Origin of the sequence: Nostoc sp. FACHB-190 (assembly GCF_014696905.1) — a bacterium.
Classification (GTDB): domain Bacteria; phylum Cyanobacteriota; class Cyanobacteriia; order Cyanobacteriales; family Nostocaceae; genus Nostoc_B.
In genome coordinates, this window is the sequence record NZ_JACJQW010000001.1 from 300,370 (window position 1) to 316,224 (window position 15,855).

A 15,855-nucleotide genomic window follows, 5' to 3' on the forward strand; every position below is an offset into this window, starting at 1 on the left:
GGAGTAGGGGCTAGATATTTATATCTAAAGCCACACAAAAGTCTGAAATTTGAACTTCTAACCCCTAGCCTCTAGCCCCTAGTACAGATTGGCGTAAATAAACAGACCATAAGAAATTGCTAAAAGGCTTGTGGTATGAATATTCTTTCTTTTTCCTTTTGCCCTTCGGGTTCACCATTTGCTTTTGCCGGGAAACCCGTCCACCGCAATGGCTCACCTTTTTACTTTTGCCTTGTTGTACTAGCCTCCAGCCTCATTGATACTTCATATTGTTTGATTAAGCTTCGATAACTACGCGGAGATTACCGCGTTTTTTTGCTACGCGGCAGGCAGTAGTATTACCAGAACGCTCAAACTCCAAATCAAGAATTGTTGTACCAACTCGTAAATTGTGAAATGACAGTTGATTAATCGACTCTGGTAAAGCGGGGTCGATTATTCGTAGGCAGTTATTTTGCGCGTCTGGGACTAAATTGACAATCATTTGTAGCATTTGAAACACGCTACCTGTAGCCCAAGCTTGTGGTGTACAAGCCACAGGATATTGTACAGGGGCGTTATCACCATTGCGTTCGTAGCCGCAAAACAGTTCTGGAGGACGTTGATAAGGCTGGTGATTAGTCATGTCGAGTATACCTTGAAAAAGTTCCAAGGCTTGATCGATTAAACCGAGCGATCGCAAACCCGTTGCAATTAAAGAGTTATCATGAGGCCACACTGAACCAGTGTGATAACCCATTGGATTGTATGCTGGCGATAAACTGCTTAAAGTCCGAATCCCCCAACCATTAAACATATCGGGGGCGCGTAACCTTTCCGCCACACTATAGGCTTTTTCTGGGGTAAAGATGCCCAACTGTAAACAATGACCAGGGTTAGATGTCACACTATCTACCTGTTTACCTTCGCCATCCAAAGCTAAAGCACAAAAATCTTGGTCTTCTATCCAAAAGTCTTGATTAAACCGCAACTTCAAATTTTTGGCTTCTTCTTGCCAACGGTCTGCTAAATCTAACCGCTTCTTCATTCGGGCAATTTCAGCCAAACGGATTTTAGCGGAATAAACATAAGCTTGGACTTCACACAAAGCAATAGTCCCGTTAGCCAAATCTCCTTTACGGTCAACAATACAGTCGCCAGAGTCTTTCCAACCTTGATTAGCTAAACCGCGTTTTGATTTGCGATAGTAACTCAAATAGCCAGTTGCTTGCAAGTTGCGGTCAATCCATTCCATTGCGGCTAAAGCATTTGGCCAAAGCTGTTCTAAGGTTTCGTGGTCATTAGTCCAAATGTAGTATTCACCATACAGCATCAACCACAAAGGCGTAGCATCAACTGTACCGTAATAAGGTGTGTGGGGAATTTCTTGACAACGCGCCATTTCACCCAAGCGTAACTCGTGCAGAATTTTACCTGGTTCTTCTTCGCGCCATTCGTCCTCGGTTTTACCTTGGTAAGCGGCTAATAGTTGCAAAGTTTCTTTGGCGATTTGCGAGTTTAAGATTAAGGTTTGGGAAGCCGTAATAATCGAATCTCGGCCGAACAACGCCGAAAACCAAGGTACGCCCGCAGAAACTGTCTTGTACTTGCCGAAGGACTGGCGTAACAAGTACATATCTTGTTCAGCGCGGTTAATGATGTGATTGAGTGTACTTTTATCGGAACTAATGCGGGTAATTTGTTGTACCCAATTTTGTTCTTCCATCATTTCTGCGGCTTTAGCTTGTCCTAGAGTAAAAGCAGCACTGACGGTAGAACTGGAAGTATTGTTAGTGAACAAATTAATCCGATAGCCAATTTTTTGAGTTTCATGAGAGGCTAACTCTAAACGCCAAACGGCTGTGTAACCTTTAAAGTGATCTGGTAGGTAATGCTGGAAATGAATACGCGATTCCATGATTAAGCCATCCAGACCTTGATAAGCTAAGGTTAAGAATTCGGCTTTCTGGGCTTCTGGGTGAGGTGATACAGGTACAGCACCATCACCATTAAATTGGGCTGCGTCTTCGTGTATTGGTTCTACTAGACGTAGAAGTTTACCTCGTTGGGGTCGTTCATAACCCCGCACTTCAAACAAATCAACAAAATCAGCATCAAAGCTGATGCTGAGTTCAAAGCTGACAGTAGTGGTGCTGTAGTTAGATATTTCGATTTCTTCAAATAGTGCGCCATTGAGGACGATTTCGCGGCGGATGCCTATACTATCAGCTTTGAGGCGATCGTCAATTCTGGGATTAGTACACAAAATCGAAAGAGAAAATCCCTTTTCTGCTGTGCTGCTTAGGAGTGTAGGCGATCGCCCTTCAATTTGCAATTCTAAACGGTTGAGAAATCGCGTATCACAACAAAACAATCCCATACTGGGGTTGCCATCATTCAGAGAACAGCCTGAAATGTTCCCTATTGTATCTGTAACTAAGAATAAATCATCATCTTTTACCGTCAGCGTGGGTTGTGGTCGTTCACTTACCACACAAGGCCACTCTGACATAGGTAATTGTTCTGCGGGGATAAAAGTCTTGCCGTCCAATGAAATTTTATCTTGGGTGATTAGCAAATCCGGTGTCATCAGCCAATGTTCCGTGTATAAGTCTATGTTTTCGTAGTCGGAGTAACTTTGAGCAGTTCAACAGCAGTAAAATCCAAGCAAAAAATTCTGTTCAGAACTGTGAAAAATAAGTTCTGAGAAACTTATGGGAGAAAATTTACATAACAAATCTTTATAAATTTATATTGTCTGGGGTGAAAGTCAAGGCTGATATTACAGGATTTTCACAGATATTAAATCAACCCTGGTATATACTCCCACCTGACTTGCTTTATCTTGTATTTTGGGACTAAAGCTCCACAATCAAAGCAAAATCCAGAATTCCACGTTCATCAGGCTGCAAAAAGATGCAAAGCTATCGAAAAACCAGTAAATTGGAGATTTATGGGGCTGATTGCAGAAGGCAGTCCCGATGAAACTTGTTTCATAGCCAAGCATGAAAGTGGGACTAGCATTTTTACTCAGCACTCAGCACTTTCAAGCCTAGATTTCCCACACCCCCCAAACTTCCCACACTCCCCACACTCCCCACACCCCCTACCCATACCTGAGAAATTCGGGTCAAGTCAGGAGGTACTCTAGCAACGTCGGAGAAGTCAAAAGTATTCTTCATTTTTGCCTTTTGACTTACCGCTAGGCGGTTGAGGTAAGAGGCAGTACCGAGGGGCAGTTAACAGAGAAGTCAATTCAGACTTCAGATTTGATCAACTTTTGGTTAACGAAAGGGCAGTTCTGACCGAAAATGTATATTGAGCGTAGTAGCTTAGGACTTAAATCATCCCAATGGGCAAAATCTAGATCAACAAACACAATTTCTATCCAGACCATAGCATCTTGAGAGAATGGCAATACCACGTCTATGCCTGACTAAACAAAGATGCTGACGGAATTGATCTCCGTTATTGGGTTTGAACTTGACTAGAGACTGGGATATTTGTCAAGAAACCTCTAGGCACTTCCTCCTTGTGCAGTCAAGCAAAATAACTTGCCATCTGATGACTAAAAGCTGAACAATGTACCAAAAGCCTGTTTTGACTTTTAGCAACCTAGATTGGCAGTTAATTGCTGATACTGCCTTTTGCAGGTGCTGTTTAGGATTCTTTACATAATCTAACGGTCTATCTAGTTTGAGAGTTGATTGTAATTTGTACAATGCAGCTGTGACGTGGATTTTTTCTGTGAAAGTGGCTCCTTAAATAATATTCATGAGCATTTCGACTTCTGTGCTGAGTGATCTGCTACAGTCCATTCCTTACCTGCGACCCCAGCTATATTTCAAAGCTTCACTAACCGCCCTCTCCCATGCGATGGAAGATCAGGTTTTGGCGGCGACTTTAGACAGACCTTTGGTAATTGCCAGCTTTCAACGCGAGCGATTTTATCGCCAAGAAGCTCATCGCTATCAAAGGCTGGCGCAGCGCAGTAATCAAATATACGTTTTAGCTGCTCCAGAAACGGACTTTGCCAATAGCTCGGAATACTATGAGAAAGTAGCCTTTGAACCAGATGATGCTTTAACGCAAGAGTGGCACTTAGTAGTGGTTGCTGATAATTATGCTACTTGCTTAGTGTGTCGAGAAAGCTTGGGTTCTATTACCAAAAATCAGCAAGTGCCAGAGTTTAGTACTGGTTTGGATATAGACACAGCCCGCAGGTTTGAGGGTATATGGACATCAGAGCGAGGAGTTAGCCTGAAAGCGGCACAATTGCTATTGGACAGGATTTTAATTTATCGCCCAGACTTGGCAAATAAAATCAAGGAAGCCCGCCAAAGGTTTGGCATTGGGGAACCAAGAATTTACTCTCAAATCGGACAACCCGAATTTGCTTGTGATATCGATACAGATCCTTTTGTGCAGCGATTGGTAACTTATTTGCAAGCTAGTCAGTATAAATTACACAAAGCTTATCGCTCAATTATTGCCCAAGCCCGTAAAGAACGTTTAATTAATTCTATTAGTACGGCAATTAGGCGATCGCTTGACCCCCATGAAGTCTTGCAAATCGCCGCCCAAGAGTTAGGACAACACTTAGGGACAAGTCGTTGTTTAATTTACCGCGCTCAAGCCACACAAGCCCAAGCCACAATTGAACATGAATTTTTGACGACTGGCGTTTTATCGGTGTGTGGGCAAACTTGGGATTTAGATAACAATGCTTTGTTTCAGGAAGTTGTACAGCTAGGGGAAGGTGTTTGTGTAGCTGATACACATAATGATTTGCGAATCAGCAGTTCTAGAAATCTGTCCTTAATTGCCAAAAAATACAGTATTCGTTCCTGGTTAATGGAACCAGTATTATCTCAGGGAAGACTGCTGGGGATTGTGGAACTACACTATTGCAGTGTACCGCCCCACCAGTGGCAAGCCGGAGAACTTGACTTGGTAAAAGCGATCGCCACCCAAATCGGGGCCGCTTTAATTCAAGCCGAAGCCTACGCCAACCTCGAAGAACTCAACCAACAACTAGAAGCCCTCGATCGCACCCGCAGCAACTTGATAGCCATTACCGGTCACGAACTGCGTACCCCCTTATCTACCATTCAAGTTTGCTTAGAAAGCCTCGCCAGCGAACCAGATATGCCTTTGGAATTACAGCAGGTAATGTTAAATACAGCCCTAGCCGATTCCGAACGGATGCGGAAACTCGTCCAGGATTTTCTCACCCTGTCTAACCTAGAAAGCGGCCGCGTAGAATGGCATCCCGAATCACTCACCTTACAAGAATGTGTGGATTTAGCCCTGAGTCGCACTCGCACCCGCCCTTCAATGGAAAATCCGCCCCAAATCACAACCCAAATCACAGAAAATTTACCTTTAGTTAAAGCCGATGGCGATTGGTTAGTGGAAGTCTTGGCAAAACTCATCGACAACGCCTGCAAATTTACGCCCTCTGACGGGGAAATTTCCATTCAAGCCTCTCAAAACGGCAATCAGATGGTAGAAGTCACCGTGGCTGATACCGGACGGGGTATTGAGCCAAATCGCTTGGAGGTGGTATTTGACCGCTTTTATCAGGAAGAAGGGGCGCTACGGCGTACCGCAGGCGGCACAGGTTTGGGTTTAGCAATTTGTCGGCAAATTGTCAATGGTTGGGGCGGAGAAATTTGGGCAGAGTCGCAAGGGAAAGACCAAGGTAGTCAGTTTCATTTCACCATTCCCATTGTTCTGGGTAGCCAGGAAGAAAAGCGAGCAAGGGTGAGGAGTAAATAACGGGATGTGTGACTTCTCCAAACCTAATAGGACTTACGCAAAAAAACGAAAAAATAAGTTTTAATAAAGGGTGCAGGGGTATGAGGGTGTAAGCAATACGGTTCGGTTAACAAATGTATCTGTTGAGGTGAGCAGGGGGGCGGAGGAGCTTCAGGTGCAGGGGAGAGCGTACCTTCGTTCCCCCTTTCACCCCTGCACCCTTGCTTGCCTACACAAGTAAGTTTCTTATCCGAACCGAACCGTATTGAGGGTGTAAGAAGTATTCAAAACCCTTACACCCCCACACCCAATCCCCACAGACAATTGTGGTGCGTAAGTCCTACCTAAGTCCTAACTATCTTGCCAACTGAAATTCATCAAACTTGATCACTTCTGAATCTGGTTTGCGCGTATCAAAAAGATAGCTACTTACTTTACCTGTGCTGGTATCAAAGATACTAAAAACAGTAATGTTATTACTAGCTATATAAGGTATTGGTTGACCATTTTCACCTAATATTGGTGCGATGTTTGGTACCACAGGTTCTAAACCATTGGGGTCGCCGAGGTCAACATATTTTTCTTGATAGTTGGTGGGAACTTCTCGTTTTCTTTCGCCCCAAGCAGCACCATAGGTATTACCCACATTTGAGGTTTCTAAAAAGTGCATTCCCCCAGAACTAATAAAGCGATTCCATAAATGAGAATGTCCATAAAAGACTAATTGCACATTAGCTGCTTCCAGTAAAGGGACAACATCACGGATAATATAGTCAGCGTTTTTGGGATATTCGTAACGCACAGAGGTAATTTTGTTTTGCTGATTGCGATCGCTGATTTGTATTGGGTCGGTGTACGCTGGAACTATATTATCGCCCAAGGTGTGGGGCGGGTGATGGAACATCACAACTTTGTATTTTGCTTGTTGAAATTCTGGGCTGTTGAGTTCTGCTGCTAACCAATTGTATTGTGTACTACCTTTGGCGATTGGCTCATAAATGATCTGCCCATAACCCCAATTTTCTTGGTTATTTAAATCTTTTTCTGCTTCTCGATATCTACCTGTAGATTTTCCGTCTAATTTGGGTGTGCGCCACATATTTGTGATGTATAAAACTATTAAACGCACATCACCAAAACTAACTGCATAATATTTTTTTCCACCTGATTTACTTTCAGGTAAGCTCAAAATTTCTTCGTAGGTAATTGTATTAAAAGAATGATCAATTAGAGATTTGCCACTATATAATTTTTGGGCAACCGCGCGGGGAAAGGTATCATCAAATTCATCATTTAAACTGTTTTTCCTACCAAAACGCCCCATGACTTCATGATTACCAATGCAACTATACATGGGTGCGTGTTGGATAATTTGCCCGCCTGTGTAAGTGACTTTCACGCCATTATGCTGCATTTCATATTTAGCATGACCTTGTAAGCCAGGAAATAAAGCATTACCCCGATTATCATCAAACCATTCCGAGGCGCGATCGCTCACATTAATTAAATCACCAGCAAACCACACTGCATCGACTCTTCCCACTGTTTCTACGACTTTTTGTAGGTTGGCGGCGGTCATTGGCTTGAGTTGATGGTCGGAAGTTAACAGGATTTTGAGTGGTGTTCCCGGTTCCGGTTTGGCTGTCAGGTTAAAAACATCACTGCTAACAGTCGCGCCATCTTCTCTTGTACTGCTAACTCGATAATTCACTCGCACTCCTGGCGTTAACCCTGTCACCTCCGCTTCATGTCGCCAAATATCCCGCATTGTTGGTTGTTGATAAACTTGTCCATCTTGGGTTTGCTTCCCAACTCTGGATTTTTGGTCTTCTCTGGTGCGACTGAGTTTAATCGTTGTGGCTTTGGCAGTTTGCTGCAAATTTTCCCCATAAGCAACTGTATGCTGATTCCCGGCAAACTCCGTAAACCACACTACTCTGACTGAGTTTGCCGTAGGTAGTTGCAAAAATGGATCTGTCAACAATTGAGGCGCTGCGGTCATAACGGTTTGCCCAAAGGAATGCACGCTTACCAAGGTAAAGCATAGGACAAACAAAAGTACAGGCTGGAGAAATTTCATGATTTGTCCTGGTGGGAAGGTTCTGCGACAAATGCAGGTGCGCGGTGATTTGCTTTGTGATTATAGATTTGGATGAGTTGGTGAATTCGCGCAATTTGATGTGATGTCAGCGAGTACAAACCAGCCTGATTCATTATCTGTTTTAATTCTGCTGCCCACTGACCATAATGAGAACCCCCGATAGTGCCTTGGGATGATTGAGTATAATTCACTAAAACTTGGCGGTTGATTTGAAATTGACTACTGCCATATTTTTTAGTGCATTGGAGTAAAAATTCATAGTCGGCAAATACTCGATAGTCAGGATTCCATTTGAGGGTATCGTCATGATAGTGGGTGAATCCATTGCTATCAAAAATCTCTTGTTGTGTAATTAATTGATCAAGTGTACAGTGAGGATTTTTGGGAGACAAAAAAACTTTACTGGTGCGGATGATTTTATCTTGACAAACCACATCTCGGCGACGCTGCTGCACTGCCATACTGTATTTCACAAAGTTATTTTCTCTAAAAAAATGCTTGGTAACAGCAACAAACTCTGGTTCTAAGCTATTGTCATCATCTAAGTATGTAATTAAATTGCCTGTAGCTAGATTTAGTCCGGTATTACGTGCGTAGCAGAGTCCAAAGCCAACAGATGAATGTTCTATTTCTTGATAAACAATAGTAAACGACACTTGCAACACCGCAATAATTTCTCTAGTTTCTTGGTTGCCGCCATCGTTAATTACAACCCACTCAAAATCATGGTCAGTTTGGTTAATTAAACTCTTCAGTGCATCTGTGTAGAGTTTTTGCGGTCTATTGTATGTAGCCGTAATAATTGATATTTTCATCTTTGACCCCAATTCCTACTGACTTTTGACGGCTGCGGTTTATTTAGATCACAAGAAAAAGTTAAATTTCTATTAAGATATGTCAATTATGAGCAGATGTAGCAAACTCTACTAAATTTTGGGAGGAAAACCGTTAACTTGATGAGAGCCGTAAATGTAATTCAGGCTACCTTCACATGCGACTAGAACAGTTGCAAGCTTTTTTGGCGATCGCAGACAGTGGCAGCTTCCAACAAGCAGCCCGACAATGTGGTGTCACTCAATCAACTATCAGCCGCCAAATTCAAGCTTTAGAGGCAGATTTGGGTGTGGAACTGTTTCACCGCAATACTCATGCTAAATTAACTTTGGGCGGGGAACGTTTATTGCCGCGTGTCCGCAAGATTTGTCAGGAGTGGCAAGTTGCTACCCAAGAATTAGTAGACTTAATGGCGGGTAAGCAACCAGAGTTGTGCATTGCTTCGATTCATTCTCTTTGTGCTTCTTACTTACCGCCAGTATTACAAAAGTTCTGCCGAGATTATCCCGAAGTCCAGTTGCGGGTAACATCTTTGGGGAGCGATCGCGCCCTGAAGGTTCTCAAAGATGGTTTAGTAGATTTAGCGATCGTCATGAATAATCGCTTTTTAACCACCGGCAGGGAAATGGTGGTGGAAGTTTTATACGAAGAACCAATCGAAGTCCTCATCGCCGCTAATCATCCTCTCGCCCAATATGAACGCATTCCTTGGTCAGAATTGGTGCGTTATCCCCAAGTGGTATTTAAAGATGGCTATGGAATGCAACGGTTAGTCCAAGATAAATTTGAGCGTTTAGAAGCAGTACTCCATGCGGCTTTAGAAGTCAATACTTTAGATGCGTTTCGGGGTGTGGTGCGTCAAGGTGAATTAATTGCCTTACTTCCGACTTCGGCGTTAGTCGAATCGCGTCACGACTCAACTTTAGCCGTGCGTCCTTTAGCTAATAATCCCTTAGATAATTCTGGGTTGACTCGCCGCGTCGTTATGGTCACAACCCAAGACCGCCTGCAAATTCCCCCGATTAAACATTTTTGGGAATTGGTGTTAGAAAATATTCCGCCGCAATCAAAAGAACAGCGATCGGCTTCCTGAAGTATGATTAGTCAACAGTCCATAGTCAATGGTCAACCAATTTTAGATTTTGGATTTTAGATTTTAGATTGTCTGCACCCATAAAGGGAGCGACCAATTTGAGACTTTGGATTTTAGATTCAATTCCACTATCCAAAATTTAAAATCTAAACTTTGGAGGGTCAATTTCTGTACCAATGACCAATGACCAATGACAAATGACCAGTGACCAAATATGAGCAATATCTTCAGGGAACTACTCAAAAAGGTAGGCAGTGGCAATCACACAGGCGAAAATTTAACTCGTGCGGAAGCTGCGATCGCTACTAAAATGATTTTGTTGGGAGAAGCCACACCAGCCCAAATCGGCGCATTCTTAATTGCCCATCGCATCAAACGACCAACGGGCGAAGAGTTGGCAGGAATGTTAGATACATACAATGAACTAGGGCCAAAACTCCAGCCGATCAACGCTACATCACCTGTGATGGTGTTGGGAATACCTTATGATGGCAGAACTCGGACTGCACCCATTAGCAACGTTACAGCTTTAATTCTCGCGGCGGCTGGACAACCTGTGGTGATGCACGGTGGCGATCGCTTGCCCACCAAATATGGTTTACCTTTAATCGAAGTTTGGCAAGGTTTAGGCGTTGATTGGACTGCTTTATCGTTACCTCAAACCCAGCAAGTCTTTGCACAAACCAAAATTGGCTTTATCTACACACCTCGTCATTTCCCCTTAACTAACAGTATTTGGGAATACCGCGACCAACTCGGTAAACGTCCACCCTTTGCCACAATGGAATTAATTTGGTGTCCTTATGCGGGTAATGCTCACTTAATTGCCGGGTTTGTTCATCCCCCCACCGAGGGAATGTTTCAATCTGCATTAGAGTTAAATGGAGTAAGAAAATATACCTTGATTAAAGGCTTAGAAGGAAGTGGTGACTTACCGCGCGATCGCACCGCAATTATCGCTTTATCCCCATCCCCAGATTTAGCCAGGTTATTTCTCTCACCCCATGATTACGGGTTTACCACCAAAAATGTCCCTTTAGGCACCACTGAAGAATTAATCACCCAAATTCAAGAGGTTCTAGCAGGCAAACCAGGGGAATTATTACAAACAGCTTTATGGAATGGGGGATTTTATCTCTGGCGCAGTGGTATGTGTTCAGATATGGCATCAGGTATCGCCACAGCCAAAGAACTATTAACTAATGGTGTAGTCGCGGCTAAATTGCAAGAGTTGAAGCAAATAGTTAATTCAACTTCCCAGAATGCCTTGCAGCATATTTAATTACTTTTACAATCCAAATATTATGATGTCTTGTTTACAGCAAGCGATCGCTTGTCCTGTTGTCCAATAAATTTCTCCAACCCTTACCCAGCATAGTGTTTCGCTTCTTCACTGCCGATGAATTGCAGCAAATTGCGATCGCCGCAGGTTTTCATCCAGACTGTGTACAGGTGGAAACTCGCGGAGTATACGGCACGCTCAAATGTATCAAGTAAATTATTCACCAATAGATAACACCAGACCTTCACAGGCTAGTAAACCTTGGGCAAAAGTTGCTTTTACATCAGTTTGCACCTGATCCAGAAAATCATCCTCATCATCGGGATGGTGATGGGAAATCACTAATTTCTTCACTGCTGCATTTTGGGCTACTTCTACAGCCGCTTGCCAGTGTACATCCGTCGATTCGTGGCTATTGGCTGTTGGTGGAACGTAAGTAGCATTTGCAACTAGCAAATCTACACCTTTTACCAGTTGTAAAATCTGCTCTTGATCAACAGGATCAGCATTTTTGGTTAAATCAGTAACGTAAGCAACACTTTTGTTCTGCCAGGAAACTCGGTAGCCAACAGAACGCTGTGTTTGATTAATCAAGGCTGTGGTAACTGTGACATCATCTAGCTGCACATCATTACCGGGAATCACATTATGGAAATGCAATTCCGACTGCATTACCTGGAGTGGATAAGGAAAGTGCGGCTGTAACATCTGATCACAAAGGCACTGTTTAATCGAAGCACTGTTAGAAGCAGCCGAACCATAAATATGAAAGCGGTTTTCTGGGACAAATGCTGGTGCAAAAAACGGAAACCCTTGAATGCGATTTGATTGAGAATTGGTAAAAAATAAATGTGCTTCTATCGGTTGTTGCAGTTGTCGCAAAGATTTACCGAGAATACGTAGACCAGTTCCACCATCAAAAATCAAGCGTTTACCTGCTACTTGTATTTCTACACAAGCAGTATTTCCGCCATAGCGATCGGCGTTACTAGCTGGGGTGGCGATTAAACCTCTGACACCCCAAAATTGCACAAAAAATTCACCCACGGAACTACTAGCGGTTGTAGTTGCGGTTTCAGTTACGGAACTTTGGAAATCCGACGGCGCAAGATTTGACATTTTTCTGACAATTTAGACCTTACTGAGCAGGTCATCGTAGTGCCGCACTTCTAATAGTCGGTTTTTTTCGTCCACAATGACTACCGTAGGAGAGTAATTTTTTAACTCTTCCAAAGAGAACTGCCCGTAAGCCATTATAATCAAGCGATCGCCCACAATGCCTAGACGTGCCGCCGCCCCATTTAGCTCAATAATTCCCGAATTGGCTGGAGCCTTGATTGTGTATGTAATAAAGCGTTCACCATTGGCAACATTGACGACTTGCACTTGCTCGTATGGTAGAATACCAGCCTTGTCTAACAACATTTCATCGATGCTGATACTACCTACGTAGTTAATATTCGCCCCAGTCAGGGTGCAATTGTGTATTTTTGCCAAAAGAACTGTACGCTGCATTATTTTTGAGGTTTTTTGATTGCCTGACTCTAGTATCACAAAAGCATCCAGCCGTTGTAAAATGACAGGGTTTTAAACTCAATTTTTCTAGGACTTACGCAACTGGCATATTTTTTCTGTAGGGTGTGTGACGCAACGAGAAGATTTGAACATAGTCATCAGATTTATCGCGTCACGCACCAACCACCAATTGTGACACTTACGTGAGTCCTGTTTTCTTTAAAGCTCTAAGCTCTCTTGTGCCGAATGCCAAAACCTAGCAATACTGATTCGTTGTTTATCTTCTTCTACACGATAAATAATTCGGTAAGGCTTAAGAATCAGCTGACGGATATGAGAATCATTAAATTCCGGTACTCTTTGACCTCGGAGAGGAAACTGGCTTAACTCTTTGGTTTTTTCCAAGAGTTGCTGACCCAATTTTCTTGCAGCTTCAGGATTACTTAAGGCAATGTACCTAACAATAGCTTCCAAATCTCCTATAGCTTTTGGAGAGAGAACTACTTGGTAGTCCATGCTGCAATCATTTGCTCAACAGCCTCAATCGACACTCCTTGACCTTGGTCAATTTCTGCTAAACCCTCTCTGACAGCAGCAATAAACTCAATTTCCCGCACTATATCACGAAGAGAGACGTGAGGAGGTAATCTTTTCACAAGTTCCAGAACTGTTTCTCTATCACTCATAGCAGTTTATTTTTTGATTCCGAGATCAAAATGATTTTAGCTCAAATGTGAAGATTGCTGAGGAGCCAGTCGTGTGGGCGGCTCTGCCGACTTGAACGAACTGGCGTTGCTGAGTATGTTGCCTATTATGTAGCACTAACATATAGATGCTGTAGGCGTTTGCTCAACTCTCAGCACTCAAAGATTATTTAGCAGCTTGGATGCACTTGTCTACCAAAGCTGAAACTGTACCAACATCTTGCCAACCGAGAATTTCAGTTACTTTCTTTTCCAAGTTTTTATAACTGCGGAAAAATTCAGCAATCTCATCTAAACGGTGTGGCGCTACGTCGTTGAGAGATTTGACATGGGTATAGCGTGGGTCTTTGTCTGGTACACAAAGAATTTTTTCATCGCGATCGCCACCATCAATCATCTCTAACATACCTATTGGGCGTGCAGCAATGATACAACCAGGAAAAGTTGGCTCATCGATGATCACCATCCCATCTAGAGGGTCGCCATCATCAGCCAAAGTATTCGGCACAAAACCATAGTCGTAGGGATATCTTACCGAAGAATAAAGCACTCGGTCTAGGGCAAAAGCTTCCAGTTCTTTGTCATACTCGTATTTATTCTTGCTTCCACCTGGGATTTCAATCAGAACGTTCAGAATACCCGGTTTTGGTTGAGCAGGAATACGGGATAAGTCCACAACAACACTCCTTGGCTAACAGTAAATTGGGGATGCACTCTGTTTAGTTCCCCGTGTAGAATTTTATGGCCAAGATGTACTTCTGCCCAAAGTATTTTCTCACACACCCAGAATCTGACAAAGTTCCACACCCAAATCATCCTGAATTTTGAGTGAAGTTGCTGCTACTACCTAAAAATTCTGGTTTTAAGAATAAAGAGAAAGTTCTCAATTTTGAGTACTTAATTATGATTTTGTAGTAATGATTCTGCCATCCGAGGGATGTGTCAATACTTAAAGAATGGCTAATCTAAAACTAACATTTAATCAATAAATAATAGAATTATGCCATCTGCAAAACCATTGTACGGCACAGAATTAGTAGATTGTGCCAGAGCAAATGCCAAACTAGGAATTGAAACTGCTGCTTATCAATGTGGCTATGGCGATGATCTCAATACTTTTGCCCAAGAACTCCGACAAGCTTGTGAACAAATGAATTTACAAGTCAAAGAATTGAGTGAATTAATTACTGATCAAGATATGATTCTCGAAATAGGTACTGGTGAAATTATTGCCCCAGATACAGCCTCAGAATTATAAACACAGCATCCTTGGAGATGTACCTGACATATAGTGAGATCGCTCTTCACCACTGTTGTTAAATCTTATACCATTTCCCAAAGTTGCTAATACAAATCACTTCCATCACCCCTCTGCTTCCGATCACCGAGCGGAGTCGAGGTGCTATTCTCGATATGATTTATGGTGCGATCGCCTTCTACCACAATTAAATCTTACGCTGCTTAATAGGTTGGGCGGGATTCCCAGCATAAATTGTCATCGCTTCTAAAGAACGTCCTGTAACTCCACCCAAAGTCAACACCGCACCCTTCCCAACAGTGACTCCAGGGCCAATTACTGATTTTGCAGCAATCCAACTACTTTCTTGAATGTGAATTGGCGCAGTCATTAATTTAAAATCGGGATGACTCCAGTCATGGTTCCCAGTGCATAGATACACCCCTTGAGATATACATACATGACTTTCAATTGTCACATTTGCTAGATTATCAATCCAAGCATCTTCTCCAATCCACACATGATCACCTACAGTTAATCGCCAGGGAAACTTCACCCGCGCTCCTGGTTTAATCCGCACATTCTCACCTATCTGCGCTCCAAAACTTCTGAGTAACCACACTTTTAACCCTGAAGCAGTTAACCACCGATTCTGCACTAACGGAGAACCGAGGAAATACCACAACACTTGTTTCCATAAAGGTGCGCCAGGAGTATAAGTACCAAGAGTGTAGCTATCTAAGCGCATATATCAATTCAGTTAATAAACTAAAAACCAATTCTGGCGTAGGTTGGGTTGAGGAACGAAACCCAACATCCATACATACTTTGTTGGGTTTCGCTATCGCTTCACCCAACCTACTTTGCTGCTTAACTGAACCGTATTATTGCGGTTCTTATTCCAGTGAGGTACATTTCCCTAGTCTCTAGCCTCTAGGGCGTGTTTTAAAACTATTAATTTTGCCTCCTAACTTTTTAGATCCCCCTAAATCCACGCCACTTGCTACAACGGAGGGAACCTCCGCAACGCAGTGGCTCCCCTTAAAAAGGGGGACTTTAAGAGTTTCTTAGCCCCCCTTTTTAAGGGGGGTTGGGGGGATCACAGAGTTTGAAAACAGTCCCTAGTCTCTAGCCTCTTTTCTCCATCTACTTGTACCGCACTCAACCGAGAAACGCTATATCTTATGGAATTGGGATAACAAAATTTTGGTATTGCTGAATTGAGGTTAAATTTTAGAAGTTTGAGTCTTAAAAATTTACTCTTTGTGCCTCTGTATGAAACAAATTTATACTTTTACTCAGCAATACCAACTTTTCTAAATTTTATAGATATGATGAACTTGCTAAGAA

15 protein-coding genes are annotated in these 15,855 nt (G+C 42.8%); 5 read left to right on the forward strand and 10 right to left on the reverse strand.

Going from position 1 to position 15,855, the window contains the following annotated elements:
- Window positions 1-277: 277 nt before the first annotated feature.
- Both H6G28_RS01445 and H6G28_RS01450 read right to left on the reverse strand, forming a co-directional pair.
- Window positions 278-2,569, reverse strand: coding sequence for an amylo-alpha-1,6-glucosidase (locus tag H6G28_RS01445; RefSeq protein ID WP_190588147.1), 2,292 nt, complete (start codon window positions 2,567-2,569; stop codon window positions 278-280).
- A 436-nt stretch (window positions 2,570-3,005) separates the two neighbouring features.
- Window positions 3,006-3,161: a hypothetical protein gene (locus H6G28_RS01450; RefSeq protein WP_190668391.1), complete on the reverse strand. Its 156-nt coding sequence runs from the start codon at window positions 3,159-3,161 to the stop codon at window positions 3,006-3,008.
- Window positions 3,162-3,753: 592 nt separating this feature from the next.
- Between H6G28_RS01450 and H6G28_RS01455 the strand changes: the two genes are divergently transcribed.
- Window positions 3,754-5,760 (forward strand): DICT sensory domain-containing protein, encoded by a 2,007-nt coding sequence (locus tag H6G28_RS01455; protein ID WP_190588149.1) that lies wholly within the window; start codon window positions 3,754-3,756, stop codon window positions 5,758-5,760.
- Between the two features lie 334 nt (window positions 5,761-6,094).
- Here the strand turns inward: H6G28_RS01455 and H6G28_RS01460 are convergent, their stop codons facing one another.
- Together H6G28_RS01460 and H6G28_RS01465 are read right to left on the reverse strand one after the other, a co-directional pair.
- On the reverse strand, window positions 6,095-7,741 hold the full coding sequence (locus H6G28_RS01460) for a purple acid phosphatase family protein (RefSeq protein WP_242054427.1): 1,647 nt from the start codon (window positions 7,739-7,741) through the stop codon (window positions 6,095-6,097).
- A 74-nt stretch (window positions 7,742-7,815) separates the two neighbouring features.
- Window positions 7,816-8,655 (reverse strand): glycosyltransferase family 2 protein, encoded by an 840-nt coding sequence (locus H6G28_RS01465; protein ID WP_190668395.1) that lies wholly within the window; start codon window positions 8,653-8,655, stop codon window positions 7,816-7,818.
- Window positions 8,656-8,831: 176 nt separating this feature from the next.
- On the opposite strand from H6G28_RS01465, the gene H6G28_RS01470 reads away from it, so the two are divergent.
- The 3 genes from H6G28_RS01470 (at window position 8,832) to H6G28_RS01480 (ending at window position 11,264) form a co-directional block, all read left to right on the forward strand.
- Complete coding sequence (locus H6G28_RS01470) at window positions 8,832-9,767, forward strand: LysR family transcriptional regulator (RefSeq protein ID WP_190588155.1); 936 nt, start codon at window positions 8,832-8,834, stop codon at window positions 9,765-9,767.
- 214 nt (window positions 9,768-9,981) lie between these two features.
- Complete coding sequence (locus H6G28_RS01475) at window positions 9,982-11,049, forward strand: anthranilate phosphoribosyltransferase family protein (protein WP_190668398.1); 1,068 nt, start codon at window positions 9,982-9,984, stop codon at window positions 11,047-11,049.
- Between the two features lie 59 nt (window positions 11,050-11,108).
- Window positions 11,109-11,264 (forward strand): hypothetical protein, encoded by a 156-nt coding sequence (locus tag H6G28_RS01480; protein WP_190588157.1) that lies wholly within the window; start codon window positions 11,109-11,111, stop codon window positions 11,262-11,264.
- 1 nt (window position 11,265) lies between these two features.
- Here the strand turns inward: H6G28_RS01480 and H6G28_RS01485 are convergent, their stop codons facing one another.
- The 5 genes from H6G28_RS01485 to H6G28_RS01505 all read right to left on the reverse strand — a co-directional run bounded on the left by H6G28_RS01485 (window position 11,266) and on the right by H6G28_RS01505 (window position 13,944).
- Window positions 11,266-12,168 carry an MBL fold metallo-hydrolase gene (locus tag H6G28_RS01485; protein ID WP_190668401.1) on the reverse strand — a complete coding sequence of 301 codons (903 nt, stop codon included), beginning with the start codon at window positions 12,166-12,168 and terminating at the stop codon, window positions 11,266-11,268.
- Window positions 12,169-12,180: 12 nt separating this feature from the next.
- Window positions 12,181-12,564: an aspartate 1-decarboxylase gene (gene panD / locus H6G28_RS01490; protein ID WP_190588159.1), complete on the reverse strand. Its 384-nt coding sequence runs from the start codon at window positions 12,562-12,564 to the stop codon at window positions 12,181-12,183.
- 219 nt (window positions 12,565-12,783) lie between these two features.
- Window positions 12,784-13,080 carry a type II toxin-antitoxin system RelE/ParE family toxin gene (locus tag H6G28_RS01495; protein WP_190588160.1) on the reverse strand — a complete coding sequence of 99 codons (297 nt, stop codon included), beginning with the start codon at window positions 13,078-13,080 and terminating at the stop codon, window positions 12,784-12,786.
- Window positions 13,065-13,250 carry a hypothetical protein gene (locus H6G28_RS01500; RefSeq protein ID WP_190588161.1) on the reverse strand — a complete coding sequence of 62 codons (186 nt, stop codon included), beginning with the start codon at window positions 13,248-13,250 and terminating at the stop codon, window positions 13,065-13,067. Before H6G28_RS01500 ends, H6G28_RS01495 begins: the two co-directional genes overlap by 16 nt.
- A gap of 184 nt (window positions 13,251-13,434) precedes the next feature.
- Complete coding sequence (locus H6G28_RS01505; RefSeq protein WP_190668403.1) at window positions 13,435-13,944, reverse strand: inorganic diphosphatase; 510 nt, start codon at window positions 13,942-13,944, stop codon at window positions 13,435-13,437.
- A 324-nt stretch (window positions 13,945-14,268) separates the two neighbouring features.
- Between H6G28_RS01505 and H6G28_RS01510 the strand changes: the two genes are divergently transcribed.
- Window positions 14,269-14,526 (forward strand): hypothetical protein, encoded by a 258-nt coding sequence (locus H6G28_RS01510; RefSeq protein WP_190668406.1) that lies wholly within the window; start codon window positions 14,269-14,271, stop codon window positions 14,524-14,526.
- Window positions 14,527-14,713: 187 nt separating this feature from the next.
- Here the strand turns inward: H6G28_RS01510 and H6G28_RS01515 are convergent, their stop codons facing one another.
- Window positions 14,714-15,253 (reverse strand): WcaF family extracellular polysaccharide biosynthesis acetyltransferase, encoded by a 540-nt coding sequence (locus H6G28_RS01515; protein ID WP_190668409.1) that lies wholly within the window; start codon window positions 15,251-15,253, stop codon window positions 14,714-14,716.
- Between the last annotated feature and the right edge of the window lie 602 nt (window positions 15,254-15,855).